The organism is Marivita sp. (genome assembly GCF_022763305.1).
Classification (GTDB): Bacteria; Pseudomonadota; Alphaproteobacteria; order Rhodobacterales; family Rhodobacteraceae; genus Marivita.
Window position 1 is genome coordinate 68,997 of record NZ_JALEGT010000019.1, and the last position, 24,211, is coordinate 93,207.

Annotated in this window: 22 protein-coding genes; 10 read left to right on the plus strand and 12 right to left on the minus strand. The window is 62.8% G+C overall.

The genetic code is table 11. The features are described from left to right. The first annotated feature begins 87 nt into the window (after nucleotides 1–87). Entirely contained in the window at nucleotides 88–963 is an 876-nt protein-coding gene (dapA, locus tag MRY75_RS03680; protein ID WP_292305835.1) for a 4-hydroxy-tetrahydrodipicolinate synthase, read from the plus strand. A 114-nt stretch (nucleotides 964–1,077) separates the two neighbouring features. Here the strand turns inward: dapA and MRY75_RS03685 are convergent, their stop codons facing one another. The 7 genes from MRY75_RS03685 to MRY75_RS03715 all read right to left on the minus strand — a co-directional run bounded on the left by MRY75_RS03685 (nucleotide 1,078) and on the right by MRY75_RS03715 (nucleotide 9,661). Next, nucleotides 1,078–2,385 (minus strand): pitrilysin family protein, encoded by a 1,308-nt coding sequence (locus MRY75_RS03685; protein WP_292305796.1) that lies wholly within the window; start codon nucleotides 2,383–2,385, stop codon nucleotides 1,078–1,080. Beyond that, nucleotides 2,382–3,725, minus strand: coding sequence for a pitrilysin family protein (locus MRY75_RS03690; RefSeq protein WP_292305797.1), 1,344 nt, complete (start codon nucleotides 3,723–3,725; stop codon nucleotides 2,382–2,384). Before MRY75_RS03690 ends, MRY75_RS03685 begins: the two co-directional genes overlap by 4 nt. A gap of 100 nt (nucleotides 3,726–3,825) precedes the next feature. Beyond that, entirely contained in the window at nucleotides 3,826–4,341 is a 516-nt protein-coding gene (locus MRY75_RS03695; protein WP_292305798.1) for a DUF3035 domain-containing protein, read from the minus strand. Between the two features lie 74 nt (nucleotides 4,342–4,415). Continuing rightward, nucleotides 4,416–4,886 carry a signal peptidase II gene (gene lspA, locus MRY75_RS03700; RefSeq protein ID WP_292305799.1) on the minus strand — a complete coding sequence of 157 codons (471 nt, stop codon included), beginning with the start codon at nucleotides 4,884–4,886 and terminating at the stop codon, nucleotides 4,416–4,418. Between the two features lie 45 nt (nucleotides 4,887–4,931). Then, a complete protein-coding gene (purH, locus tag MRY75_RS03705) occupies nucleotides 4,932–6,521 on the minus strand; it encodes a bifunctional phosphoribosylaminoimidazolecarboxamide formyltransferase/IMP cyclohydrolase (protein WP_292305800.1) in 1,590 nt (529 codons plus the stop codon). 22 nt (nucleotides 6,522–6,543) lie between these two features. Then, entirely contained in the window at nucleotides 6,544–8,295 is a 1,752-nt protein-coding gene (locus MRY75_RS03710; RefSeq protein WP_292305801.1) for a heparinase II/III family protein, read from the minus strand. 85 nt (nucleotides 8,296–8,380) lie between these two features. Further along, complete coding sequence (locus MRY75_RS03715; RefSeq protein WP_292305802.1) at nucleotides 8,381–9,661, minus strand: transcription antitermination factor NusB; 1,281 nt, start codon at nucleotides 9,659–9,661, stop codon at nucleotides 8,381–8,383. Nucleotides 9,662–9,741: 80 nt separating this feature from the next. Between MRY75_RS03715 and MRY75_RS03720 the strand changes: the two genes are divergently transcribed. Next, entirely contained in the window at nucleotides 9,742–9,924 is a 183-nt protein-coding gene (locus MRY75_RS03720; RefSeq protein ID WP_292305803.1) for a DUF1674 domain-containing protein, read from the plus strand. A gap of 3 nt (nucleotides 9,925–9,927) precedes the next feature. Here MRY75_RS03720 and MRY75_RS03725 read toward each other — a convergent pair whose 3' ends face one another. Together MRY75_RS03725 and dapB are read right to left on the minus strand one after the other, a co-directional pair. Then, complete coding sequence (locus MRY75_RS03725; protein ID WP_292305804.1) at nucleotides 9,928–10,290, minus strand: dihydrodipicolinate reductase; 363 nt, start codon at nucleotides 10,288–10,290, stop codon at nucleotides 9,928–9,930. A gap of 82 nt (nucleotides 10,291–10,372) precedes the next feature. Next, entirely contained in the window at nucleotides 10,373–11,191 is an 819-nt protein-coding gene (dapB, locus tag MRY75_RS03730) for a 4-hydroxy-tetrahydrodipicolinate reductase (protein ID WP_292305805.1), read from the minus strand. A gap of 85 nt (nucleotides 11,192–11,276) precedes the next feature. On the opposite strand from dapB, the gene rbfA reads away from it, so the two are divergent. The 4 genes from rbfA (at nucleotide 11,277) to MRY75_RS03750 (ending at nucleotide 14,593) form a co-directional block, all read left to right on the plus strand. Next, a complete protein-coding gene (rbfA, locus tag MRY75_RS03735; protein WP_292305806.1) occupies nucleotides 11,277–11,672 on the plus strand; it encodes a 30S ribosome-binding factor RbfA in 396 nt (131 codons plus the stop codon). Between the two features lie 31 nt (nucleotides 11,673–11,703). Next, on the plus strand, nucleotides 11,704–12,414 hold the full coding sequence (locus tag MRY75_RS03740; protein WP_292305836.1) for a phosphodiester glycosidase family protein: 711 nt from the start codon (nucleotides 11,704–11,706) through the stop codon (nucleotides 12,412–12,414). A gap of 63 nt (nucleotides 12,415–12,477) precedes the next feature. Beyond that, nucleotides 12,478–13,824, plus strand: coding sequence for a TldD/PmbA family protein (locus MRY75_RS03745; protein WP_292305807.1), 1,347 nt, complete (start codon nucleotides 12,478–12,480; stop codon nucleotides 13,822–13,824). After that, nucleotides 13,811–14,593 (plus strand): 3'(2'),5'-bisphosphate nucleotidase CysQ, encoded by a 783-nt coding sequence (locus tag MRY75_RS03750; RefSeq protein ID WP_292305808.1) that lies wholly within the window; start codon nucleotides 13,811–13,813, stop codon nucleotides 14,591–14,593. Before MRY75_RS03745 ends, MRY75_RS03750 begins: the two co-directional genes overlap by 14 nt. 215 nt (nucleotides 14,594–14,808) lie before the next feature. Here MRY75_RS03750 and MRY75_RS03755 read toward each other — a convergent pair whose 3' ends face one another. Then, nucleotides 14,809–15,513 (minus strand): hypothetical protein, encoded by a 705-nt coding sequence (locus MRY75_RS03755; RefSeq protein ID WP_292305809.1) that lies wholly within the window; start codon nucleotides 15,511–15,513, stop codon nucleotides 14,809–14,811. Then, a complete protein-coding gene (locus MRY75_RS03760; RefSeq protein WP_292305810.1) occupies nucleotides 15,485–15,769 on the minus strand; it encodes a hypothetical protein in 285 nt (94 codons plus the stop codon). The genes MRY75_RS03755 and MRY75_RS03760 overlap by 29 nt, the downstream gene beginning before the upstream one ends. A gap of 181 nt (nucleotides 15,770–15,950) precedes the next feature. On the opposite strand from MRY75_RS03760, the gene MRY75_RS03765 reads away from it, so the two are divergent. From MRY75_RS03765 to MRY75_RS03775, 3 genes are all read left to right on the plus strand, one after another. Continuing rightward, complete coding sequence (locus MRY75_RS03765) at nucleotides 15,951–16,460, plus strand: hypothetical protein (RefSeq protein WP_292305811.1); 510 nt, start codon at nucleotides 15,951–15,953, stop codon at nucleotides 16,458–16,460. Nucleotides 16,461–16,655: 195 nt separating this feature from the next. After that, nucleotides 16,656–18,446, plus strand: coding sequence for an autotransporter assembly complex family protein (locus tag MRY75_RS03770; RefSeq protein ID WP_292305812.1), 1,791 nt, complete (start codon nucleotides 16,656–16,658; stop codon nucleotides 18,444–18,446). 1 nt (nucleotide 18,447) lies between these two features. Continuing rightward, nucleotides 18,448–22,530 carry a translocation/assembly module TamB domain-containing protein gene (locus MRY75_RS03775; protein ID WP_292305813.1) on the plus strand — a complete coding sequence of 1,361 codons (4,083 nt, stop codon included), beginning with the start codon at nucleotides 18,448–18,450 and terminating at the stop codon, nucleotides 22,528–22,530. Nucleotides 22,531–22,604: 74 nt separating this feature from the next. On the opposite strand, the gene MRY75_RS03780 is transcribed toward MRY75_RS03775, so the two are convergent. Beyond that, entirely contained in the window at nucleotides 22,605–23,216 is a 612-nt protein-coding gene (locus MRY75_RS03780; protein WP_292305814.1) for a Hint domain-containing protein, read from the minus strand. Between the two features lie 422 nt (nucleotides 23,217–23,638). On the opposite strand from MRY75_RS03780, the gene rimP reads away from it, so the two are divergent. Next, complete coding sequence (gene rimP / locus MRY75_RS03785) at nucleotides 23,639–24,208, plus strand: ribosome maturation factor RimP (protein ID WP_292305815.1); 570 nt, start codon at nucleotides 23,639–23,641, stop codon at nucleotides 24,206–24,208. The last annotated feature ends 3 nt before the right edge of the window (nucleotides 24,209–24,211 follow it).

A 24,211-nucleotide genomic window follows, 5' to 3' on the forward strand; every position in this document is an offset into this window, starting at 1 on the left:
AGGATAGCCTGCACCCCGCGACCTGCAACTCACATTCGCGGGACAGGTGTAACGGCGAAAGTGCCACACACGAAAAGGAGCGTGACGATGTTCAAAGGGTCGATGCCTGCACTGGTCACACCGTTCAAGAACGGTGCAGTGGATTTTGACACGCTCAAGAAACTTGTGGACTGGCATGTCGATCAGGGCAGCCACGGGCTTGTCCCCGTCGGCACCACGGGCGAAAGCCCGACCCTGACCCACGAGGAACACGAAGAGGTTGTGTCTTTCGTCGTCGAAGCCGCCGCCGGGCGCATTCCCGTCATCGCGGGGGCCGGGTCGAACAACACCGACGAGGCGATCCGCTTTCTGCAGCATGCCGAAAAGGCCGGGGCTCAGGCGGGTCTCGTCGTGACTCCCTACTACAACAAGCCGACGCAGGACGGGCTGATCCGGCATTTCACCATGCTGCATGATGCCTGCGATCTGCCGATCATCATTTACAACATCCCGGGCCGGTCGGCCGTGGACATGTCGCCCAAGACAATGGGCGAACTGGCCAAGCTGCCGCGCATCATCGGGGTCAAGGACGCAACCGGTGATCTGGCGCGCGTCTGCGCCCAGCGGATCACCTGCGGCAAGGACTTTGTCCAGCTGTCAGGCGAAGACGCCACCGCGCACGGCTTCAACGCGCAGGGCGGTGTCGGCTGCATTTCGGTCACCGCCAACGTGGCCCCTGCCCTCTGTTCCCAGATGCAGGAAGCGACGCTGATCGGCGACTACATGACTGCGCTGGAGCTTCAGGATCGCCTGATGCCGCTGCATCACAGCATCTTCGTCGAGCCGGGCCTGTGTGGCGCGAAATACGCCATGAGCCGTCTGGGCCTGTGTGACGAGGAGATGCGCGCACCGCTCTTCCCGGTCTCGCAGCCGACGCGCGATCTGATCGACAGCGGTCTGCGCCATGCCGGACTGCTGAACTGAGCGGGGCAAACTCTTGAAAGAGTTTGGCCAAATCCTTTGAAGGATTTGGCCTCGAAATACAAAAAGGCCGCGCCTCTGAAGCGCGGCCTTTCGTTTTTTACCAAATGGTCAAATTCAGGAGTCGAGACCTTCGGGTTGCCCCACCACCACGAAATGCAAAGCCTCCGGTTTCAGAATCCGCGCCGCGACACGTTTGATGTCCTCAAGCGTGATCGCCTCGATCTGCGCATTCCGGGTGTTCACGTACTCCACCGGAAGATCATCCATCTGCATGCCGACAAGGATATTCGCGATTGGCCCATTCCCGTCAAAGCGAAGCGGATACGCCCCAGTCAGATAGGTCTTGGCGGTGGCCAGTTCCTCTTCGGTGACGCCATTTTCGGCCAGCTTGGTCCATTCGTCGCGGATCACGTCAATGGCTTCGGCAATGCGGTCATTGGCGCTCGACACACGTCCCAGATACAGCGCCGCGTGGTCCTTGGGCACGAGATAGCTGTAGACGCCATAGGTCAGACCGCGCTTCTCGCGCACCTCTTCCATCAGTCGGGCTTCGAACCCGCCACCGCCAAGGATCTCGTTCAGAACATAGGCCGGAAAGAAATCCGGATCGTCCCGCGCAATCCCGACATGCCCAAAAAGGGCAACGGATTGCGGCACATCGAACGGCACCACGGTCACACCAGCCTCGGTAGACACCGTCACATCCGGCGCTTGCGGTGTTCCGGTTTCAGGCAGATCCGACAGAAGCTTGTCCAGCAGCGAGGCCAGTTCCTCGGGAGAGATGTCACCCGCCGCGCCGACATAAACCCGGTCACGGGCCAGCGCGCCTCGATGCGCCTCGATCAGATCGTCTCGCGTCAGCGCGGCGATGCTCTCTTCGGTGCCTTCGATGGCGGAACCATAGGGATGATCGCCGAACACCATGCTGTCAAAAGTGGCACCAACGATCGTGTCGGGATCCTGAGCGTCCGAACGCACGCCGGACACGATCTGCGCCTTGACCCGATCAATCGCCTCCTGATCGAAGCGCGGCCGGGTGATCGCGTCGCGCAGAAGCGCAAGCGCGTCGTCCTGATTTTCGGTCAGGAACCGGGCCGAGATCGATACGGCATCATCGCCGATGTCGAAATCGAAACTGGCTGCCAGCGATTCAGCGCGCTCGGAAAACGCGCGGGACTCAAGCTCGCCCGCGCCTTCATCCAGCAATCCGACCATCAGGTTGGTGGCCCCACGCTTGCCCGGAAGGTCAAGCGACGCCCCTCCCTTGAACCGCAACTCGAGAGCGACGAAGGGAATCGACTCTTCCTGCACCAGCCAGGCGTTGATGCCGCCCGGGCTGGTGACTTCGGTAATGTCGATCTCTGCCCGCAACGGACCGGTTGCCAGCAGCATGAATGTGATCAGCGCACCAAAGAACTTCATTGCGTCACCTCCTCGGCCGTGCGCAGGAATCCGGTCACGGCGTTGTCACGATCAAACACATCTTTTGCGGCCGCGATGATTTCCTCGGGCGTGATGGATTGCAGGATACGCGGCCATTCATGCACATCGTCGATGGTCAGACCCGAGGCGAGTGCCGCACCGTACCGGTTGGCCAGTGAGTTCGAGCTGTCCAGCTCGTAAACCTGCGCCGCGCGGAGTTGAAACTTGATACGGTCCAACTGAACCGGATCAACGCCGGTTTCAAAAAACTCTGCAATCACGCGATCCATATCGGCCTCGGCCTCTTCAAGGCTCACACCCTCGGCCGGGACATTCACCACACCAAAGGTCGTGTCATCCAAGGACAGTCCACTGTAGAAGACTCCGGCATAGACGGAGCGTTTTTCTTCAAATTGAAGCTTTTGCGGCATCACCGCTGTTTGTGACCCTCCCAGCACTTCGGCCAGCAAGGTCAGCGCGGCCGCCTTGCGCTGATCTCCGGGATCACGTTCCGGCGCAAGATAGGTGCGCATCACATAGGGTTGCGCAACACGGGGATCGCTGAAGGTGATCCGGCGCTCCGCCATCTGCGGCGGCTCTGACGGGCGCGTCCGTTCGGGCAGCGCGTCATTTCGCGGGATCGGGCCGTAATGCTCCTGCGCGAGCGCAAGCACCTCGTCGGGCAACACGTCACCGGCCACCACCAGCACCGCGTTGTTGGGCGAATAGAACTGCCTGTAGTAGGCCAAGGCGTCATCCAGATCGAGGTTTACCATCTCGTGACGCCAGCCGATGATGGGCCGTCCATAAGGATGGTTGAGGTACTGCGCTGCCATCCGCTGTTCGCGGAACAGCGAACCGGGATCGTTCTCGACACGCTGATTGCGCTCTTCGATGATCACGTCGCGTTCGGTCAGGATGTCTTCGCGATCAAGCTGAAGATTCTTCATCCGGTCCGCTTCCATGTCCATCATGAGACCAAGTCGATCTGCCGCGACACGCTGGAAATAGGCGGTGTAGTCAAAACTGGTAAACGCGTTGTCTGTGCCGCCATTGGCCTTGACGACCTCGCTGAATTCACCGGGCGCAAGCGTTTCAGTCCCCTTGAACAGCAGATGTTCCAGAAAATGCGCCACGCCAGACACACCGGGCTGCTCATCCGCAGACCCTGCACGATACCAGACCATGTGAACAACCGCGGGCGCACGGTGATCCTCGATCACGACGACATCCATCCCGTTCTCAAGCTGGAAGGTCGTGACCTGATCCTCGATGGTTGCAGCGCGCAGCGGCGCTGCCGTCAGAAAACAGAGCCCGGCGAGGGCTATGAGGCGACGCATCGGCAATACTCCTCCGTTTCACGGTAAGGTACGATGCGCCGGGCCGAGTTCAAGCGGATCAACAGTTTCGTGAGCGGCTTTCGCTGCCGAAATCGCCGACTTACTCCTCGGGAGGCGCCGACGGGGTTCGGGCACCGGCCCGCCGCGCCGCGTCAAGCGTCGCATACGGGTCAAGCGCCTGATTGCGGTAGATGCGGTTATAGGTGTCCTCGGGGATCAGCCGCCAGTTGAAGAACGACCGGCGTTCGCGGAAGGCCTGATCGGCCTCTGCCAGCTCGACCCGGATGTTCTGGTCGCGACCGAAGCGCGAGGCACGGGCCACAAGCGCCTGATCGCCCGCGCCGATTCCCTCGCGCGCATCAAGCCGTGACGGCGCGCCACCCAGAGCCGCAACAGCGTCCTTGAGCGGCGTCTGGTCGGTCCGGTTGCTGCCGCCGGGTGTCGGTTCGGGCAACGCGGTCAGGCTTTCGGGCGCTTGCAACGGCTTTGCCGGCACAATCGAGAATTCCTCGGGCGCGCCGCTGGCATTGCGCAATTGGCGCAGGTTGGTGTCCCGATCGGCCGTGTCCTGACGCGATCCACAGGCGGTCAGTGCCACCAGGGAAAGTATGATCAATGCGCGCGGCATCATTGGTCCTGCCCGCCTCCGTAGTCGCCTCAACTCTGCTTTAACGCATGAAGCCGCACACGTCACGAGGCGTTTTTCCCGCCCGAGAACAGCGCGAGCCCGATGGCCCCCATAAACACCGAAATGTCTGCCACATTAAAGGCATAAGGATTGGTGAAACCGCAACAGGACATGTTGAGGAAATCCGCAACCGCCCCGTAGAGAACCCGGTCCACCACATTGCCCAAGGCGCCTCCGATCAGCAGCCCGGCAAAGACAAGGCCGGTTTTCCCCGGTGGATCGCGGCGCATCCAGACCAGCACAAAGAGGACAATCCCCAGCGCGACCGAGATCAGCACCCAGCGCGTCCAGTCCGCCTGACCCGAAAGCAAGCCGAAATTGATGCCGGTGTTCCACGCCATGCGGAAATTCAGATAGGGCGGCAACACGTCGATGGCGCCGACGCGGGCCAGATCCATCACGTGAACCACCAGCCATTTGGTCAGTTGATCCAGAAGAAAGATCGCCGCCGCGACGATGGCCACCAGACGCATGTTGTCTCCTTTGCCCTGCTCCGGAATTTTACCGGATGGTCAAATTCAGTGCCGGAAGTGGCGCATCCCCGTCAGCACCATCGCCAGACCGGCCTCATCTGCCGCCTTGATCACTTCGTCGTCCCGCATCGACCCGCCCGGCTGAATGACGCAGGACGCACCAGCGGCGGCCGCTTCAAGCAGACCATCGGCAAACGGGAAGAACGCGTCGGACGCCACGGCGCTGCCCTTGGTCAGCGGTTCCGGCAGGCCCAGCGCCTGAGCCATGCGCTCGGCCTTTTTCGCGGCGATCAAAGCGCTGTCCAGACGGCTCATCTGGCCGGCCCCGACACCCACGGTCGCGCCGTCCTTGACGTAGACGATGGCGTTGGATTTGACGTGCTTCGCCACGGTCCAGGCAAAGAGCAGGTCGCGCATCTGGTCGTCGGTCGGCGCAATCTTGGTCACGACCTTGAGGTCGTCCATGCTGATCCGCCCGTTGTCACGATTCTGAACCAGAATACCGCCCGACACCTGTTTCCACGCAGTACCCGGCTCGGCCGTGTTGGCCAAACCCGGAGTGGTCAGCAGACGCAGGTTCTTTTTGGCAGCGAACACATCCTTGGCGTCCTGATGCGCACCGGGGGCGATGACGACCTCGGTGAAGATCTCGGCAATCGCCTCGGCGGTTTCACCATCAAGCGTGGAGTTCAGCGCCACGATCCCGCCGAAGGCAGAGGTGCGGTCGCAATCGAACGCCTTCTGATACGCTTCTTTCAGCGTCCGGCCTGTTGCCACACCGCAGGGGTTGGCGTGTTTGATGATCGCGCAGGCAAAGCCGTCCTTGGGAAGGAATTCCGACACCAGTTCGAACGCCGCATCGGTGTCGTTGATGTTGTTGTAGCTCAGTTCCTTGCCCTGAAGCTGGGTCGCCGTGGCAACCCCCGGACGGGCGGAGCCGTCATGATAGAAGGACGCGCCCTGATGCGGGTTCTCGCCATAGCGGAGCGGCTGCGCCAGCGTTCCGGCAAACACGCGGCGGCGCGGGGTCTCTTCACCGATGGCACCCGCCATCCAAGTGCTGACGGCGGCATCATAGGCACCGGTGCGCGCATAGGCGATCTGCGCGTGGCGCTGGCGGAAGGCCAGCGTGGTCTGGCCGTCATGGGCATCAAGCTCGGCCAGAAGCGCGTCGTAATCCTCGACATCCACAATCGTCGTCACGAAGGCATGGTTCTTGGCCGCAGCGCGGATCATCGCGGGGCCGCCGATGTCGATGTTTTCGATGCAGGTGTCATAATCGGCACCTTTGGCGACGGTTTCCTCGAACGGGTAGAGGTTCACGACCAGCAGGTCGATGGCCTTGATGTCATGCTGGAACATTGCCGCGACGTGATCGTCATTGTCCCGCAGTGCCAGCAGCCCGCCATGCACCATCGGGTGCAGCGTCTTGACGCGACCATCCATCATCTCGGGAAAGCCCGTCACCTCGGCCACGTCCCTGACCGGCACACCTGCGTCGCGCAGCGTCTTGGCAGACCCACCCGTGGACAGCAATTCGACACCCCGCGCGTCCAGCGCCTTGGCAAGATCGACAAGTCCGGTCTTGTCCGAAACGGACAGAAGCGCACGGCGAAGGGGGGCGAGATTGGTCATGACAGCGATAGGTCCCAGATGTTCAGTTCAGCAGCTCTGTCGCATCGTCCTGAACAAGGTCCCGGACCGCGATTGCGGTTTCCTGAGCCTTCGCCAGCGACCAGCGAACGCGGGTCGCATACTCCATTGCGCGGGCAGATAAAACGATCTGTTTGGTCGCGCGCGGCCGCAGGCGCCCTTTTTCCAGATAAACCGAGGGTTCGAGCTTGAGGTCACAGAGGCCCTCATAGCGAAAAACCCAGATCTCGCCGCTGCGCAGCGCCATCGAAATCGCCGTCCCGTTCAGGTCGATGGCGGTGTCGACTTCGGGGTGCAGGTGGAACCGGATGTCAAAGGGAATGCCGGCAAGTCGGCTGTCCTCCAGCTTCTGATCAAAGCGTGCCTTGGCCGACGTATCCAGCGCGATCAGCAGGTCTTCGCCCACAACACCGCGTCCGTCGAAGGTCAGCTCGAGAATGCGCGCATGGGTCAGACCGTGGGTCTTGAGATAGCCGTCATGCCCGCCTTCGAACCGAACCCCATCCGTGGCACGGGACATTTCCACGGGAACACCTTTTGGAATGTCGTCCAGCAGCTCCCGCTCCAGCGCACCCATGCGGGACGTGCTGCCAAGGCGCGAGCTGGAGAATCCATCAAGGCACAGGGTTGAATGCGACGGTGTCGCGCGTCCGGCGCGGCGCCACTCTTCACCGAAAGTCGATCCTGATCCGCAATTGACGATCAGAGGCCGCCGCCCCGACGTCAGTTCAAAGGCAAGGGTCGAGGCATGCGCGTTGAAACTGGCCTGTCCGGTGGGCGGGGCCGCTGCGTCAATCACCATGGTGGTGCGCCCGGCCGACAGCCGCGCATACCCCATCGCCAGCCCCTTGGCGACCTGCGCCTTGGTGCCCGCGGCCGCCAAAGCGGTGTCCAGACGGCCTTCTGCGCCGCGACCACCCCCGTGGAACCGCGCGAGGCTGCCATCGGCATGGCGCAACGCACGCAAGGTCGGCACGATCCTCTTGATGGCCTGAACATGTGCCAGTTCGGGCTGGCGTGCCGTGTCCTCGAGAACGTCACGCGTCCAGATCAACAATGTGCAGACCTCAAGCAGTTCCTCGGGATTGCGCGTCGGGATGCCGCCCGCCTCGTTGATCTGCCGCGCGCATTCCTGCCCCAGCGCCTTGATGGCGGGATCGGCCTGCGACTCCATCCCCTGAAGCGACAATCCGGCACTGATAAGCCCGGTCAGCGCCTCGAACCGGGGCAGTCCCGGCGCAGAGCTGTGCCACCGGCGATTGAGAAAGATCGTCTGCTGCGCAATCGACCGGAAAAAGGCGCGCGATTGTTCCGGCGTACACCCTCCCAATACGAAGATTGCATGATGCAGCCAGCGCATGACACGCCGACCGGCCAGTTCCGGCGTCCAGTCGGGGCCCGACCCATTGCCATAGCGGGCGATCCAATCAAAAAGCCAGCTTTGCGCCGTTCTGCGCGCCGCCGCATCTCCGACGCTGGCCATGTCGTCCAGCCAGACAAATCCGTGGATTTCCTCAAGAAACACATCATCGGGCGGCGCGATGTCCCAAAGGATCGCCCCCGGTGCCTCGACAAGATGTCCGGCAAACAGAAGATTGCCCGCGGTCAGTTGCCGACCCCGAGCATAGGACCCGACGGTTCGGGGTTCAGGCTGTGCCACGAAAGCGGTTGCCGGCTTGGCGCGCGTGGACAACCGTGCATGAACACGGTTCAACATCCGGGCCTGCGCCCGTTTTGCGGCGTCCAGTCGGAACATCAGCTCTGCCTCTGTCTTGCGTTTGCGCAAGCGTTCTTATGCAGACACCATAGCCGCGTGCGTGAATCGAGTCACGGTGCAAATGTCAGGCACGCGACGGGGACGATTTGTGCTGCAAGACGGCCATATAGAACCCGTCCATACCGCCCGACTCGGGCCAGTAATCCGGGCGCAGGCGCACGCCGCCTTCCGGCCCGATCCAGGCAGGGTCGAGACCCGGCGCATTCGGCCGGACAACCTCGAGCGCGTCGGATTGGGACAGAAGCAATTTGATCTGGTCCTCCCCTTCCTCGCGCAGGAGACTGCAGGTGCAATAGACGAGCATTCCGTGCGGTTGCAGAAAACCAAGTGTCCGGTTCAGCAAATCCCGTTGCAGCCTGACCAAGTCGTCGATGCCTGTGTGGGATTTGACATAGGGCAGATCGGGATGCCGCCGGATGGTTCCCGTGGCCGAGCACGGCGCGTCGAGCAGGATCGCATCGAAACACCCATCGTCATAGGTCAGCGCATCCGCAACCACCGTCCTGGCAGGCAGCTTGGTCCGGGCAAGGTTTTCGGCAAGCCGCGTCATCCGCGCCTCTGAAATATCGAGCGCGGTGACATCCGCACCTTTCGCGGCGAGCTGCATGGTCTTGCCACCTGGGGCCGCGCAGACGTCGAGCACGCGCTTGCCAGAGACGTCGCCCAAAAGCTGAACCGGGACCGCAGCCGCCGCGTCCTGCACCCACCAGTCACCGCTTTCAAAACCCGGCAACGCAGAAATCTGGCCGCGCGCCGTCAGACGCACCGACCCTGTCGGCAGGAGTGTTCCACCCAGCTTGTCCGCCCAGCCCGCGGGATCGGATTTCACCGACAGATCCACCGGCGGCGGCACCGCATGGGCCCGCTCGATCTGTGCCACAGTGGCCTTGCTCCAGGCCTTGGCGAGTTTGGGACGCAGCCATTTCGGCAGCATCGTGTCGGGTGCGGTATCCCATGCCGATGCATCAATCGCCGTGATCTTGCGCAAGACCGCGTTCACCAACCCCTTCATCGGCGCGGTCTTGCGGTTGCGTCCGGCGAGTTTGACCGCCTCGTTCACAACACCATGCGCGGCGCCGCCCGTCATCAGTTCGACCGTCGCCATGCGCAGAAGGTTCATCACCCGCAAAGGTGGATGGCGGTTGAGATGCGGCGTGAGCAGATGGTCCGCCCGACCAAGAAACCGCAGCGTGTCCGTGATGAGCCGCTGTGCCGTGGCGCGTTCGGGCGGAGAGAGTTCCTGCCAGGCCGCATCGCCGGTGACATCCGACAGCATGCGGCCTTCACCGATGATCTGGCTCAACCCGTCAAGGGCGGCAAGGCGGGGCGATGTGGGTGAGGGCAAAGACCACTCCTGCAAGACGGCCGGGGTTGTCCCGGATCGGACCGCGCGTATATCAAAGACAGACGTTATGGAAGACCGCGATGAGTTCTGACACACCCAAAGACCTGCCCCCTGCTGCCCAGCGCGCCTTGGCCGAGGCCGAAGAACGTCGACGCAAGGCGGCTGCCGAAAAGCCATTGCCGAAAGAGCTGGGCGGCCGCGACGGGCCTGAACCCGTCCGCTACGGCGATTGGGAAAAGGGTGGTCTGGCGATCGACTTCTGAAGTTCAGCGCAGCCGGAAATCCGCAGACTGACCGGCTCCCTGATCGGCGATGAACCGCATCTCGGACCCATTGGCAAGAACCGCCTGGCAATTGTAGCCAAGATCGTCGCCACCCCAGTTCAGGTCACGACAGAAGAACCCGTTCTTCCAATCCCACGACCCCGTGACATCCCACGTGGCACCCCGTCCCGCGATCTTGCCATCCGGCGTCACCGTCAACCGCACGAGCGGGCGGGACAGGGTCTTGCCCTGCACCAGGCGAATGAACTCCGACTTGTCTTCGATGCGTTTCAGCTCGGCGGCAGCAGCTTGCGGGATGGCCATGGAAGCGACGGTGGCAAGGGCGGCAGCGATACGGGTCGTCATGGAAACCTCCAAACAGCAACTTGCAAAAAGATACGCAAGAAATGCAGGAATGGATCAAGAGGTTCCCGTCACACCGGCGTGATTACGCCTCTGACAATCCCAGAACATCCAGCATGTCATACTCGCCCGGCGCCTTGTCCTGCCCCCATAGGGCCGCTTTCAAAGCCCCCCGCGCAAAGAGCGCTCGGTCGCTAGCCACGTGGCGCAGGATGATCCGCTCGCCTGCCGCCGCGAACAGTACGTCATGTTCGCCCACGATGTCCCCACCACGAACGGCGCTGAAGCCGATATCACCGCGCTTGCGTGCCCCGGTGATGCCATCGCGCCCCCGGTCCGACACCTCGCGCAGGTCGACGCCACGCCCCTCTGCGGCGGCTTCGCCAAGCATCAGGGCGGTTCCGGACGGGGCATCGACCTTTTGGTTGTGGTGATACTCGATCACCTCGATGTCGTAATCCGCATCCAGCGCCGCTGCCACTTTGCGCGTCAGCACCGTGAGCAGATTCACCCCAAGGCTCATGTTGCCTGCGCGGACAACGACCGCATGGCGCGCGGCCGCCTTGATCTTGGCCAGGTCGTCTTCCGACAATCCGGTGGTTCCGATCACGTGCACCGCGCGCGCCTGCGCTGCAAGTTCGGCAAAGGCCACAGTCGCCGCAGGTGCGGTGAAGTCGATCACCGCCTGCGCGCGGGCAAAGCAATCCAGCGGGTCGTCTGCGACGATCACTCCAATCGCGGCACCGCCCATGGCTGTTCCCACATCCTGCCCAACCCAGGGATGGCCTTCGCGCTCGACCGCGCCGGCGAGATGCATTCTCGGGTGTTTCGCGATTTCAGCCACCAGCATCTGCCCCATGCGTCCGGATACTCCGGTGACGACAACCCCGATTTCTGCGCTCATGGCCAAACTCCATAGGTAGATTTTCGCCTCCATAGCCGGAGACCCCCTGCTTGGCAAAGCCTGCAGGACGGCTTATGTGCCGGATATGGCAAAAAACCGATCTCACAGCTCTGAGGGACCCAGCCAGCGACAGCTGCGCGTGGGGGAATTGATCCGCCGCACGCTGGCCGATGTGCTGGCGCGTGGCGACATCCATGATCCCGACCTGAACCGCTACTCCATCACCGTGGGCGAAGTGCGCACCTCGCCCGATCTGCGGGTCGCGACAGCCTATGTCGTGCCTCTGGGGGGCAAGGGGCAGGAGGACGTGCTCGAGCTGTTGCACCGCAATCGCAGCGAGCTGCGTCGCATGGTGGCAAAGAACCTCACGCTGAAATTCGCGCCCGAGCTGCGGTTCAAGCTGGACGATACGTTCGACCGCATGGACGACACCCGCCGCATGTTCGAACAGGACACCGTGCGCCGTGACATCGAAAGCTGAAAGCGTCCTTGGCGCTCTGGCCCTGCTGTTGATGTCGGGTCTGGGCGTACAGGCCGACGTGACCTGTTCGGAACGCCGCTTTGACGGGCTTGCCTATACCGCATGCGAAGTGGATCCGCGCGCCGATGATCTGCGGCTGTTCCTCGACGCGCCGTCTGGCGAACGGTATGGGCAATTCTCGACCATCGACGCCACGCTTGCCGCAGATGGAAAGACTCTGGTTTTCGGCATGAACGCTGGCATGTACCACGCCGACCGGGCGCCTGTTGGACATTATGTCGAGGACGGCAGGGAAATCATGCGTGTGATCCCCAACGCGGGACCGGGTAATTTCGGGCTCTTGCCCAACGGTATCTTCTGCATCCAGTCCGACCGCGCGGATGTCATCGAAACGCTCAGGTATGATGCCGCACGGCCCGATTGCCGTTACGCGACGCAATCCGGTCCCATGCTTGTGATCGACGGCGAACTGCATCCCCGGTTCCTCGAAGACAGCGACTCGCGCTATGTCCGCAACGGCGTCGGCACGTCGGCAGACGGCACGCGCGTGGTTTTTGTCATTTCCGATCAAGCCGTGACTTTCCATGAATTCGGCCGCATCTTTCGCGACGACCTCGGTCTGCCGCAGGCGCTTTTCCTTGATGGCAGCGTATCGCGACTGCACGCGCCACAGCTGAACCGGTCGGATTTCGGACGTTGGTTGGGGCCGATCGTCGGCGTCGTGGCTCCGATCGCGCCATAGGGTTGCGGTGGTCGGCGCGGCGCTCTACCTCTCTGCCGCATATGTTCCGCCATCGGAGGCCCCATGACCAACACGCTTGAAGACCTGACGCACAGCCTGCTGGAGCGCGCAAAGGCGGCGGGGGCCGATGCGGCCGATGTGCTGGCCGTGCGGGGCAACTCCATATCCATCGACGTGCGGAACGGGGTTCTGGAACAGGCGGAGCGGTCGGAATCCACGGATATCGGTCTGCGTGTCTTTGTCGGACAGCGGGTGGCCAATGTGTCGTCTTCCGATGTTCGGGCAGACAGCCTCGCTATCATGGCCGAGCGCGCCGTGGCCATGGCCCGCGAAGCGCCCGAAGATCCCTATGTCGGTCTGGCGGATTCTGGACAATTGGCAGTGAACCGCAGCTCTGATTGGCTGGAACTTTTCGACCCCGCGCCGGAACCCTCGCCCGCCGCGCTGGAACAGGACGCTCGCGATGCCGAAACGGCAGCGCTTGCGGTCGACGGTATTACACAGGTGTCGGCGTCGTCCGCCGGTTACGGGTCGCAAGAGGTCTTTCTTGCTGCCAGCAATGGCTTTTCCGGCGGCTACCAACGGACATCGCGCTCTACCTCCTGCGTGGCCATCGCCGGGACCGGCACGGGCATGGAACGCGACTACGATGGCGACCAGCGCATTTTCCAGAGCGATCTGAGGTCTCCGACCGAGATTGGCCGGACGGCGGCAGACTGCACGCTCGAACGGATGAACCCACGCAAACCTAAGACCGGGGCCTATCCGGTGCTGTTCGACGAGCGGATCTCCTCTTCGCTGATCGGACATCTGCTTTCCGCGATCAATGGTGCCGCGATTGCACGCCGGTCGTCCTGGGCGCTCGATCTTCTCGGTAAAGAGGTTCTGCCCCAAGGGCTTGACCTGATCGAGGATCCGCATCGCGTTCGGGTCGGAGGCTCTCGTCCTTTCGACGCCGAAGGACTTGCCACGCAGAAACGCAAGATCGTTGAGAACGGCGTGCTGACGGGTTGGACGCTCGATCTGGCGTCGGCTCGTAAGCTGGGGCTGGACTCCACCGCCAACGCCGCACGCGGCACCACCGGCGGCTCGTCGCCGAGCGTGTCGAATGTGTCCGTGACTCAAGGAGACAAGGACCGGGCCGGGTTGATCGCAGAGATGGGAACGGGGCTTGTCGTGACGTCGATGATCGGCTCGACCATCAACCCGAACACCGGCGACTATTCCCGCGGCGCTGCCGGTTTCTGGGTCGAGAACGGCGAAGTCGCCTATCCGGTCAGCGGCGTGACGATTGCCGGCAATCTCATCGAAATGCTCAAGAAAATCACACCCGCCAATGATGCGCGCCCTTGGTTGAGCCGGGTCGTTCCGTCCTTGCTGGTGGAAGGTCTGACGCTTGCCGGAGAGTGACCTCGACCTTCTGATCGACGCCGCACGCCAGGCAGGTGAGATCGCCCTTTACCACAAGGCCAAGGGCTTGGACGTCGAGCATAAGCCGGATGATGCAGGTCCGGTGACGCAGGCCGATCTCGCCGTAGACCTCGCCCTGCGGGAGGCTTTGACAGCAGCCCGGCCTGCGTATGGCTGGTTAAGCGAAGAGTCACGCGACACGCCGGATCGGCTGGACCGCGAGCGGGTATTCATTGTCGATCCGATCGACGGGACGCGCAGCTTCGTCAATGGCGAAAGCACATGGGCGCATTCGCTTGCAGTGGTCAAAGAAGGCGTCGTGACCCATGGCGTTGTTTACCTCCCGGAAATGGATTTGCTGTACTCCGCTGACAGGACGCAGGGCGCGTTCTGTAATGGAGATCAGCTAAGTGTTTCCGATATCAGTGATATTCACGCTGCTCGCGTTCTGGCCACCAAGCCGAACATGGACCCAGCCCATTGGCGCGATGCCGTCCCCGGCTTTACCAGATCGCACAGGCCCTCGCTCGCGTACCGCCTGTGTCTGGTGGCACAAGGGCGCTATGATGCGATGTTGACGTTCCGGCCAAGCTGGGAGTGGGACATCGCGGCCGGAGCGCTGATCCTGTCCGAAGCCGGGGCAAAGGTGACGGACCGGCACGGTGACGCGTTGCGGTTCAACAATGCTGTGCCGCAGACCGCCGGGATCGTCGGCGCAAGCGCCCATCTGCACACGGAAATCGCCAGCAGGCTTGTATATACAAGCTGACGACGACGCTCATTTCCGTTCCGCAGGTCCATCCGTCCGCCGTGCCATTGACCGACGGGCTGTATCCACCTGAGATCGTGGAGACACATGTGCCTCCGGTCAATGCGCCGCGACAAATCCGGGAACCCTACGATTGATACTCTCGCAACCGTCTTTTGTTCTCTCCGAGAGGACCCAGTGGGAAAAGGATGCGGGCAAAGTCACCGGGGGTTCTGTCAGACGACTTCGATCACGTCCTTGTCGATGGCAAGCATGTATCCCCGCCGGGCAATGTTCTTGATCAGCAATTCGCTGACAAGCTGGTTGCCCAGACCGTCGCGCAGGCGTTTGATGCGGGTGGCGCCAGCTGCCTCGTCGCAATCGGCCTCGGACCGGCCCGAAATGATTGCCTCGATCTGCGCACCCGAGAGCAGTTCGTCGTCCAGCCGCGCTTCGGCGAGAATTGAGATGGTCTCGATCATCGCATCGGTGAGCTTAAAGCCCATCGTGTTGAGATAAACGGTGTTCTCTTCCCGACTGACAATCAGGGAATTGACCTGAATCCCCGACCGTTCGATCTGCGCCATCCGCCGGTTCATCGTCACAAGCATCACCAAAAACACCAGGGCCGCAATCAGCATTGCCGTGGCAAAGACGAGAAGCACAAAGATCGTAGTGCGATACCCGGCCAGCGTGTCGGAAAAGGCGGTGCCGGACTGGGCCAGGATTTCCAGAAGCTTGACTTCGGCCTGGGACGTGAGGTCGTCATTCTCGATGAAGATCTGTTCCACCCGCATGTTGAAGGCATTGGCATCCGGCAAGGTCAGGACAAGAAACACCCCCGCCAGCACCAGAAGCGCAAGAATGCCGCTTATGCCGAAAGCCACCAGACGGGTGCCGGAGCGGCGCGCGTCAGTAACGGAGGTAATTTGGTCCGGCACTCTCTTTCCTTTCGGCTAACCCTGAGTCATCGAAGACCGACACCACATTGAGCAGCGTCCAGCCCGCCTGTGCAAGACGGGTCTGCAACTGCGCCTCGGCAGAGGCGGGCGTGCAGGGTTCGGAAATCTCGGCCACACCATAGTGCAGCCGGAGGGGGGCATCCTGTTTCGCCTTGTAATCGGCATAACACGCAGCCTGGGCGGCGGCGGGCCAGAAGAGCATGGCGAGACAGGCAAGGGAGAGCGCGTGTTTCATGGCGTCACCCTGCGGCCAAGCCTTGGGAAATTCAATAACGGAGCGCCCGTTATCGGATAGCCGGAGGGCGATATTGCCTGACCCGAGCGGTCGGTCCGAGATGCATGACATCGGCACGGGGCCACATCCCCGGCCCGTCACAGCCATCGCTGGCCCAACCCGTTCGGAAAGGAACCTGACCATGTCACGCAAATTCATCGCAGCCGTTCTAGCCGTGTCCACCACGATCGCCGCCGTTTCCGCCGTCCCGGCGCGCGCCGCCTCGGAAGAAGATATCGCCCGGCTGCTGGCCGGAGCGGCAACCATCTTCATCATTGGCAAGGCGATCCAGAATTCCCGGGACGACGACCGCCGGGACACGTCGACCGAAGTGATCCGGCACAATACTCCCGACTATCGCCCGCATGTTTCGAAGCCATACGGTCCTGGCAATGACAAGCCGTTCCCGAGACTCGTGCCACGCGACGGAAAGCACCGAAGTGGAGCCGTGCTGCCCGCGGCCTGTGTGCGCCATATCGAGGGTGGGCGTGTCGGGAAAGTCGTGATGGGTCGCTGCCTCGAACGCAATAACATCCACACGAAATCCCTTCCCAAAGCCTGCCACATGACTGTCGAAACCCGACGCGGCGCGGCACGCGCCTATGCGCTGCCGTGCCTGCGGCATCGCGGATACACACTGGCGCGCTACTGAATCGCGCCGGACCAGCGGGGACTTTGGTCCTTGGTTCCCGCACCTGGCACGCATGGCGACCCCACGCCATGCGTGCTTTTTGATTTCGGTCGGGGGACTTGCGCGAAATGTGACCAAGTTCGCGCGGAACCCGTTTGCACGACGAGTCGTTGCGCTGTTAAGCTGAGATATCCGAAAAAACGAGGTTTGGGGCACATGAACCGTCTGACACGCAGGATATTGTGCGCGGCATTGGCGGCTGCCCCGACATTCGCCGTGGCACAGGACCTTGATCTGAACGTGCCGGGCGGCAGCGATGAGCTGCGCAGCGAGCTCAAAGATGCGATGGCGCTTTACGCACTCGTGGATGCCGAAGATGCGACGCCGCAAGCGCTCATCGCGGCAGCACAGGCCGATTACGGGCGGATCGTCGCGGCACTCTATGGCGGTGGGCGGTTCTCGCCGGTGGTGTCGATCCGCATCGACGGACGCGAGGCGTCGGGCATTTCGGCGTTCGAGGCCCCGGCGTCGATCACCCAGATCGTCATCGACGTGGAACCCGGCCCGAGATTCCGGTTCGGCCGGGCCGAGATCGCGCCGCTGGCGGAGGGAACCGAGGTGCCGCCGGGGTTTCAGGTGGGCGAACGTGCCGCGACATCCGTCATTCGCGATACGGTAAGCGCCGGCGTCACGGGCTGGCGAAATGTCGGCCATGCCAAGGCGCGATTGGCTGATCAGCAGATTGTCGCCGATCACCCCAACCGAGAGCTGGACGTGCGGCTTCGGATGGCGCCGGGCCCGCGATTGCGGTTCGGCGAGGTCATCGTGACCGGCAACGACCGCGTGCGACGGACGCGGATTCGCGAGATCGCGGGCCTGCCGCAGGGCACAGTGTTTGATCCACGCGAAATCGCAGAGGCCGAACGGCGGTTGCGCCAGACAGGGGTGTTCAGTTCTGTTGCTGTGTCCGAGGCGGAGTCGCCCAATGCGGATGGCACGCTTGACCTCAACCTGCAGGTGGCGGAGCAGAAACCGCGCCGGTTCGGCTTTGGCGCCGAAGTATCGACGCAGGAGGGCGGCAAGCTCAGCGCGTTCTGGCTGCATCGCAACCTGTTTCAAGGGGCAGAACGGCTGCGGGTCGAAGGAGAGGTGTCCGGGATCGGCACCGATACCGAAGAAATGGATTACCGTCTGGCCCTGACCTATGGGCGGCCTGCGACGTTCACGCCGGATACCGAGTTCTACCTGACGGCCGAGATCGAACAGCTCAACGAGCCAGGATTCATGAGCAATCAGGCAAGCGTTTCCGCGGGGCTCTCGCATCGGTTTTCCGACCAGCTGAGCGGGACATTCGGGCTTGGGTATCGCTATATCGACACCGAAGATGCGTTCGGCGAGCGGGAGTTCCAGCTTCTGACCGCGACGCTGGGGGCGACCTATGACACCCGCGATACGTCTCTCAACCCGACCAGCGGGTTCTACCTGTCTGCAACAGGCACGCCGTTCCTGGGTCTCGATGACACGGAAAGCGGGCTGCGTCTGACATCGGATGCGCGGGCCTATCTGGGGCTTGGTGCCGAGGATCGGTTCGTGCTGGCGGGCCGGGCCCAGATCGGCACGGTCTGGGGGCCAAGCCTTGAGGACACGGTGCCGGACTACCTGTTTTATTCGGGTGGCGGCGGGACGGTGCGCGGTGTGCCCTACCAGTCGCTCGGTGTGACACTGCCCAATGACGAGTTCACCGGCGGGCAGAGTTTCGCGGCCATTTCCGCCGAACTGCGTGCCCGCGTGAGCGAGAATATCGGTATCGTCGGTTTTTACGATGCGGGGATGATCACCGAAGACAGCGGCTTTGCCGGTGACAGCGACTGGCATGCGGGGGCGGGCGTCGGGCTGCGCTACAATACCGGGATCGGACCGATCCGGGTGGATATCGCAACGCCCGTGACCGGTGACGGTGCCGGGCAGGATTACGAGCTTTACATCGGGATAGGCCAGGCATTCTGACATGCGATTTCTAGCGACACTTCTGGTCCTGCTGTGGGTGCCGATGGCCGGCTTCGCGCAGGATGGCGACGACGACCCCGGCTATCTGGCGGGCCTCCTGCAGGATTCCTTGTCAGGCGCAGGGCGCGACGTGCGCATTCGTGGCTTTGCCGGTGCCTTGTCGAGCGAAGCGACAGTGGAGTTGATCGCGATATCTGACGGTCAGGGCGAATGGTTCCGGGCCGAGAATGTGGTTTTGGACTGGAACCGGGCAGCGTTGTTCCGGGGTGTGGTGGATGTCACCGCCTTCACTGCAGAGCGCGTCGTGGTGGCGCGTGCACCTGATGCGGGGCCCGACGTGCCGAGCGCCGAAGCCGAACCGTTCAGCATTCCCGAGTTGCCGGTGTCGATCCGGATCGAGCAGATCGCAGTAGACGCGGTCGAACTGGGAGCACCGCTTCTGGGAGAGGCGGCCACATTCCGGATCACCGGATCCGCCGCTCTCGAAGGCGGCGGTGCGGATGTCGATTTCGCTCTGGAGCGGACGGACGGAAAACAGGCGCAGATCGCGCTCGCGGCAAGTTATGAGCCGTCCTCCCGTCAACTGGCAGTGGACCTGAACGCCGAGGAAGCGGCAGGCGGGCTGGCGGCGACCTTGCTGGGTATTCCGGGAACGCCTTCCGTGGCTCTGACTGTGCAGGGTGAAAGCCCTGTCGATGATTTTACGGCCGAGATCGCGCTGGCCACGGACGGCGCCCCACGCATCACCGGAACGGTCGAGATCGCAGCGCCAGCCGAGACCGGGGCGTTTGACGTGCGGGTGGACATCACCGGGGATCCGACGCCGCTTCTGACCGAAGAGACACGTGCCTTCTTTGGTGACGATATCGGCTTGCAGGCGCAGGTGCTGCGTGACGCGTCGGGGCGGATCGAGCTGCCGCAATTCACGCTGCGGGCCGATGCGTTGAGCCTGCGCGGAAGCGCCGTGGTGTCCGAAAGCGGTTGGCTCGAGGCGTTGGATGCAGAGGGGCGGATCGCAAACACCGATGGCGGACCCGTCGCCCTGCCCTTTGGCGGCGGCGACACGCGGGTGGCGTCTGTGACGTTCGACGCTGCGCTGGACGGCGACCTGACCTTTGACGCACGGCTTGAAGGCTTTGAAACGCCCGAAGCCACGCTGGATGTCCTGACGCTGACCGGACGCGGGCAGATCGATCAGGAAAGCTTTGCGCAACAGGATGGCCAGTTCGCGCTGGACCTGACCTGGGCGGCAGAAAGGCTGGGATTTACCGATCCGGCGTTGGCCGAAGCCGTTGGCACGGACCTGTCAGGCGCCGCGCGTGTGGATTACCAGAGCGGACAACCGATCCGCGTGACCGGGCTCGAAGCCAATGGAGCGGATTACGGGTTGAGTGGCGATGCCACCTGGACGGCCGAAGACGCGATGCCGCTGGTGCTCGACCTGCGGGTCGTGGCCGAGGACATAGCGCGCTTTTCCGCCGTGGCGGGCCGCGCGCTGGACGGACGGGTCGAAGTTGCGGTCGACGGAACGGTTGCGCCGGTTTCCGGCATGATCGATCTGGTCGTCGATGGCACGACAGTCGATCTGGCAGTCGGGCAGGATATTGCGGACCGGCTGCTCACTGGTGTCGGTTCGGCGCGGGTGGATGTGCGACGGGACGAAACCGGCACGACGATCCGGTCAGCGCGCGTGGTGACCCCTGCTGCCAGCATCGAAGCGACGGGCAAGATCACCAGCGGGGCTACCGCGGTGCAGTTCGATGGAGTCCTGAGCAATCTTGACCGTGTCTATCCCGGCGAAGCCGAGGGGGCAGCGGTGCTGGACGGATCCGTGCGGCTGACCGGCACAACCTTGCGCAACCTCGAACTGACGGCGGACCTGTCGAACGACGCGCAGCCCGTGCGGTTGCCGTTCGGCGGGGGGATGCGGCTTGAGACCGGAACGGTGGACGTGACTGCGACAGGTGGACCAGATGGCACATGGGAAGCCGAAGTGGCGCTGCGCGATATGGTGTCGCCGCAGATTTCGGCCAGCACGCTGGCACTGACCGGAAACGGGACGATTGCGCAGACCGAGACTGGCGGTCTGGTCTCTGCAGGGGGCGAACTGCGCGCGGAGGCCTCGGCGCTGCGTCTCAGCGATGCGCGGCTGGACCAGGCGATTGGAACCGCTCCGACGGTGACGACCCGGTTTGACTGGCAACAAGAAGGCGAACGGCTGACGGTGCAGTCCCTTGCGCTGAACACCGGCTCGATCGACGTCACGGGGTCTGCGATGGTGTCGCAGACGCTTAGCGCGCCGGACGCGCAATTCGCGCTGTCGCTGCTGGCCGAAAGCCTTGCCCCGCTGTCTGGATTGGCCGGGCAGCCGCTGCGCGGACGCGCCGATATCGACGTGACGGGAACGTATCAGGACGGCGGTGATTTCGACGTGAACGTGACCGGTCAGGGCGCCGGGTTGGGCATCAACAATGCCACGGTGGATCGCCTTCTGTCTGGCGTAACGCGGTTCGAACTGGGTGCGACCGGACAGGGCGGCACGCTTGGACGGTTGTCCGCGAACGTCCAGAATCCCGAGATCACCGCACGCGTGGACGGGCCGCTCAGCAATTTGCAGATCGACGCCCGGCTGGCGAATGTCGGACTGATCGCACCAGATTTCCAAGGCGCTCTGGTGGTCGATGGAACAGTGGGACAGCGGTCCGACGGCTACGCCGTCGATGTTGATCTGGACGGTCCCGGCGGTACAACGCTGGCCGTCGATGGACGCGTTGCCAATGGCGGGACCGCCAATCTTTCGGTGAACGGATCGGCCCCGCTGGGCCTGGCCAATGTCTTCATTGCACCGCGCCGATTGAACGGGCGGGCAACGCTGAACCTGCGCGTCGCGGGCCCCTTGGGTTTGTCAAGCGTTTCCGGCACGATCACACCGGAAGGGGCCGAGTTCAGCGCGCCGACACTGGGCATCATCCTGTCCCCCATCACCGGGCAGATCCAACTCTCCAATGGCGCGGCGCAGATCGGGCTGGATGCCCGGGGGAATCATGGTGGATCGGTCAATGTGGCCGGGCGGCTGGGTCTGACGACGCTGGATGCCGCGATCACGGCAACGCTGGACCGGTTCGGAATCCGCGACCCCGATTTGTATGACACGAGCGTCAGCGGTGCGGTGTCGCTGAGTGGACCCATCGGTCGGAACCTCCTCGTCAGCGGAGATCTCCGGCTGAACGAGACCGAGATCCAGGTGCCCTCGACCGGTGTGTCGGCATTGGGTGATATTCCTCCCATCGACCATTTGGGCGCGACGCGCCCGGTGATTCGGACGCTGGACCGGGCCGGGATTTCGCGCACTGCAGAAAGTACCGTGCAGGAGTCGCGAGGACCGTCGAGCACGCGTCTGGACATCGTGCTGCGGGCGCCCGGGCAGGTGTTCGTGCGCGGGCGCGGGCTTGACGCGGAACTGGCAGGTGAATTGCGGCTCACCGGGCCGACCTCGGACATCATCCCGCAAGGCGGGTTCGAGTTGGTGCGCGGGCGGCTCGATATCCTGAACCAGCGCTTTACGCTGGACGAGGGACGGATTCAGCTGAGCGGCAGTTTCAACCCGGTGCTGCGTTTCGTTGCAGAGACCGATGCCAACGGGATCACTGTACGGGTGATCCTCGACGGACCGGCCTCGTCCCCCGATATCTCGTTCTCGTCGAGCCCGGAATTGCCGGAAGACGAAGTTCTGGCCCAACTGCTGTTCGGGCGCAACCTGTCGAATCTGTCGGCGCTGCAGGCGCTCGAACTGGCCAACGCGGTGGCAACGCTGGCGGGGCGCGGCGGTGTCGGGCTGTTGTCACGGCTGCGCGACAGTTTCGGGCTGGATGATCTGGACGTGAGCCAGACCGAGGAAGGCGGCACCGCAGTGCGGGCAGGCAAATACATCTCGGACAATATCTATTCCGACGTGGTTGTCGAAAGCGGGGGTCGGGCCGAGATCAACCTCAACCTGGATGTCACGTCAGACATCACCGCGCGAGGCAGCGTCGACAATACCGGGAACTCGTCGCTCGGGATCTTTTTCGAACGGGACTACTGACGGGGACCATGGGGAAAAGAGGGTGTGTTTCTTTTCCCCATGCCCACCTGACCATGGCCGGTCCTGAACCGCGGTCAGGCGAAGGTGTGTCTGATGCCTTGGGTGATGTCATGCGTCCCGGCGGCATCCTGCGCCAGAAGGAACATCAAGGCCTCGTCCCGGGTCAGGTGTCGCACCACATGGCGACCGATCCGGCATTGATCGTAATCGCCCATCGAGAACAGATTGAGGTTATTGCAGGTCGGCGCACACATCTGCCAAAGCCCACCGGCGATCTGCACCGCGTCGATCTCATCAAAGAAGACGCGGTAAATGAAGGCGCGTGTGGGCGGTGTGTCGGCCAGTTCGATCCCGCGCTCGCCGATCAGATCGCCAGCCCTGAGCGATACATGGGTTGTACCAACCAGATCGGAGAACGGAGCGCTTTGCAGGATGACGCGCGTGTCCTGTTGCATCCAGAGATGTTCATCATTGCCCAACGCGCCTTGCGGCACGATGAGCGGACGTGCCACCGACGGGCAATCGCGGGTGTCCTGCCAGACTTCGTGCGAGCTGAGCCGTGTGGCGGGGCGATATCCCCCTGACAGCACGGCCCAGCGATCCAGATGGTCGAGGGTCTCAACGGGCTGCCAGCCACTTTCGACATGCACATACGTGCCTTCGACGATTCCGCGAATACTACACATTGAACAACCAGCTTCACTTCGCCTGATTGCACAGACCTGTTTCTTGAAGAGAGGCATCTCGGGTTCTTTCTGGAGGAGGGATGCGGTGACTGTAAAAGCACCGCAAACCCCGTAAACGGGGCGCATACGAAAGAGAGCCGGAGACTCTCGTTCGCGCTTGAAATCGGCAGTTCCGGCAGGGTTTTCGGGGTCCAAAGGCCTGAATTCGCGACGATGGTCGGGGTTCCGAAGTGCGCTGAGCCGATCGCAATGGAATCAGGCGCAGACGAAGCGGACATGTGCATCAGCGCAAAAGGCCTTGCAGACTCGGACCATGCTCCGTATACGCATCTCAACAGCGGCGTGTTGGCTTCGGTCGGCACCCACCGAATTATTCAACGGGCCGCGCGCCCGTTTTTTTGTGTCTGGAGACCTGCATCACAATGTCTGACCTGATCGCCAAAGCCGCGATGGACCGACGACTGGCCGAGATCGTTGCCCCTGTCATCGAGGACATGGGGTTCGAACTGGTGCGCATCCGTTTGATGAGCGGCAAGTCGCCCACGCTGCAGATCATGGCCGAACGCCCCGAAGGCGGGATCGAGGTCGATGACTGCGCCGCCATCAGCACCGCCGTGAGCGCGACTCTGGATGTCGAGGACCCGATCCTGGATGCCTATACACTGGAAGTGTCGTCGCCCGGCATCGACCGGCCTTTGACCCGGCTCAAGGACTTCGAGACCTTTGAAGGTTATGAAGCCAAGATCGAGACCTCGGAGATGATCGACGGGCGCAAGCGCTTCAAGGGTGTGCTGGCCGGGGTCGAGGACGACGAGGTGCTGATCAATATCGAAGAAGGCACCGTTGGGCTGAAGTTCGACTGGCTGACCGATGCCAAGCTGGTCCTCACCGACGAGCTGATCAAGGAAATGCTGAAGGCCCGCAAGGCGCAGGGCTTTGACGAGACCAAATTTGACGACGTGATTGAGGCCGAAGGGCCCGAAGAGGAGTAAACC

What these genes read in the sequence shown, in the direction of transcription:
- purH (WP_292305800.1), bottom strand. Translation starts at nt 6,521, where the DNA reads ATGACCAATCTCGCCCCCCTTCGCCGTGCGCTTCTGTCCGTTTCGGAC.
- MRY75_RS03720 (WP_292305803.1), top strand. Translation starts at nt 9,742, where the DNA reads ATGAGTTCTGACACACCCAAAGACCTGCCCCCTGCTGCCCAGCGCGCC.
- MRY75_RS03775 (WP_292305813.1), top strand. Translation starts at nt 18,448, where the DNA reads ATGCGATTTCTAGCGACACTTCTGGTCCTGCTGTGGGTGCCGATGGCC.
- MRY75_RS03685 (WP_292305796.1), bottom strand. Translation starts at nt 2,385, where the DNA reads ATGAAGTTCTTTGGTGCGCTGATCACATTCATGCTGCTGGCAACCGGT.
- MRY75_RS03760 (WP_292305810.1), bottom strand. Translation starts at nt 15,769, where the DNA reads ATGAAACACGCGCTCTCCCTTGCCTGTCTCGCCATGCTCTTCTGGCCC.
- rimP (WP_292305815.1), top strand. Translation starts at nt 23,639, where the DNA reads ATGTCTGACCTGATCGCCAAAGCCGCGATGGACCGACGACTGGCCGAG.
- rbfA (WP_292305806.1), top strand. Translation starts at nt 11,277, where the DNA reads ATGGCAAAAAACCGATCTCACAGCTCTGAGGGACCCAGCCAGCGACAG.
- MRY75_RS03780 (WP_292305814.1), bottom strand. Translation starts at nt 23,216, where the DNA reads ATGTGTAGTATTCGCGGAATCGTCGAAGGCACGTATGTGCATGTCGAA.
- dapA (WP_292305835.1), top strand. Translation starts at nt 88, where the DNA reads ATGTTCAAAGGGTCGATGCCTGCACTGGTCACACCGTTCAAGAACGGT.
- MRY75_RS03725 (WP_292305804.1), bottom strand. Translation starts at nt 10,290, where the DNA reads ATGACGACCCGTATCGCTGCCGCCCTTGCCACCGTCGCTTCCATGGCC.
- MRY75_RS03710 (WP_292305801.1), bottom strand. Translation starts at nt 8,295, where the DNA reads ATGTTCCGACTGGACGCCGCAAAACGGGCGCAGGCCCGGATGTTGAAC.
- MRY75_RS03745 (WP_292305807.1), top strand. Translation starts at nt 12,478, where the DNA reads ATGACCAACACGCTTGAAGACCTGACGCACAGCCTGCTGGAGCGCGCA.
- MRY75_RS03690 (WP_292305797.1), bottom strand. Translation starts at nt 3,725, where the DNA reads ATGCGTCGCCTCATAGCCCTCGCCGGGCTCTGTTTTCTGACGGCAGCG.
- MRY75_RS03740 (WP_292305836.1), top strand. Translation starts at nt 11,704, where the DNA reads ATGTCGGGTCTGGGCGTACAGGCCGACGTGACCTGTTCGGAACGCCGC.
- MRY75_RS03770 (WP_292305812.1), top strand. Translation starts at nt 16,656, where the DNA reads ATGAACCGTCTGACACGCAGGATATTGTGCGCGGCATTGGCGGCTGCC.
- dapB (WP_292305805.1), bottom strand. Translation starts at nt 11,191, where the DNA reads ATGAGCGCAGAAATCGGGGTTGTCGTCACCGGAGTATCCGGACGCATG.
- lspA (WP_292305799.1), bottom strand. Translation starts at nt 4,886, where the DNA reads ATGCGTCTGGTGGCCATCGTCGCGGCGGCGATCTTTCTTCTGGATCAA.
- MRY75_RS03765 (WP_292305811.1), top strand. Translation starts at nt 15,951, where the DNA reads ATGTCACGCAAATTCATCGCAGCCGTTCTAGCCGTGTCCACCACGATC.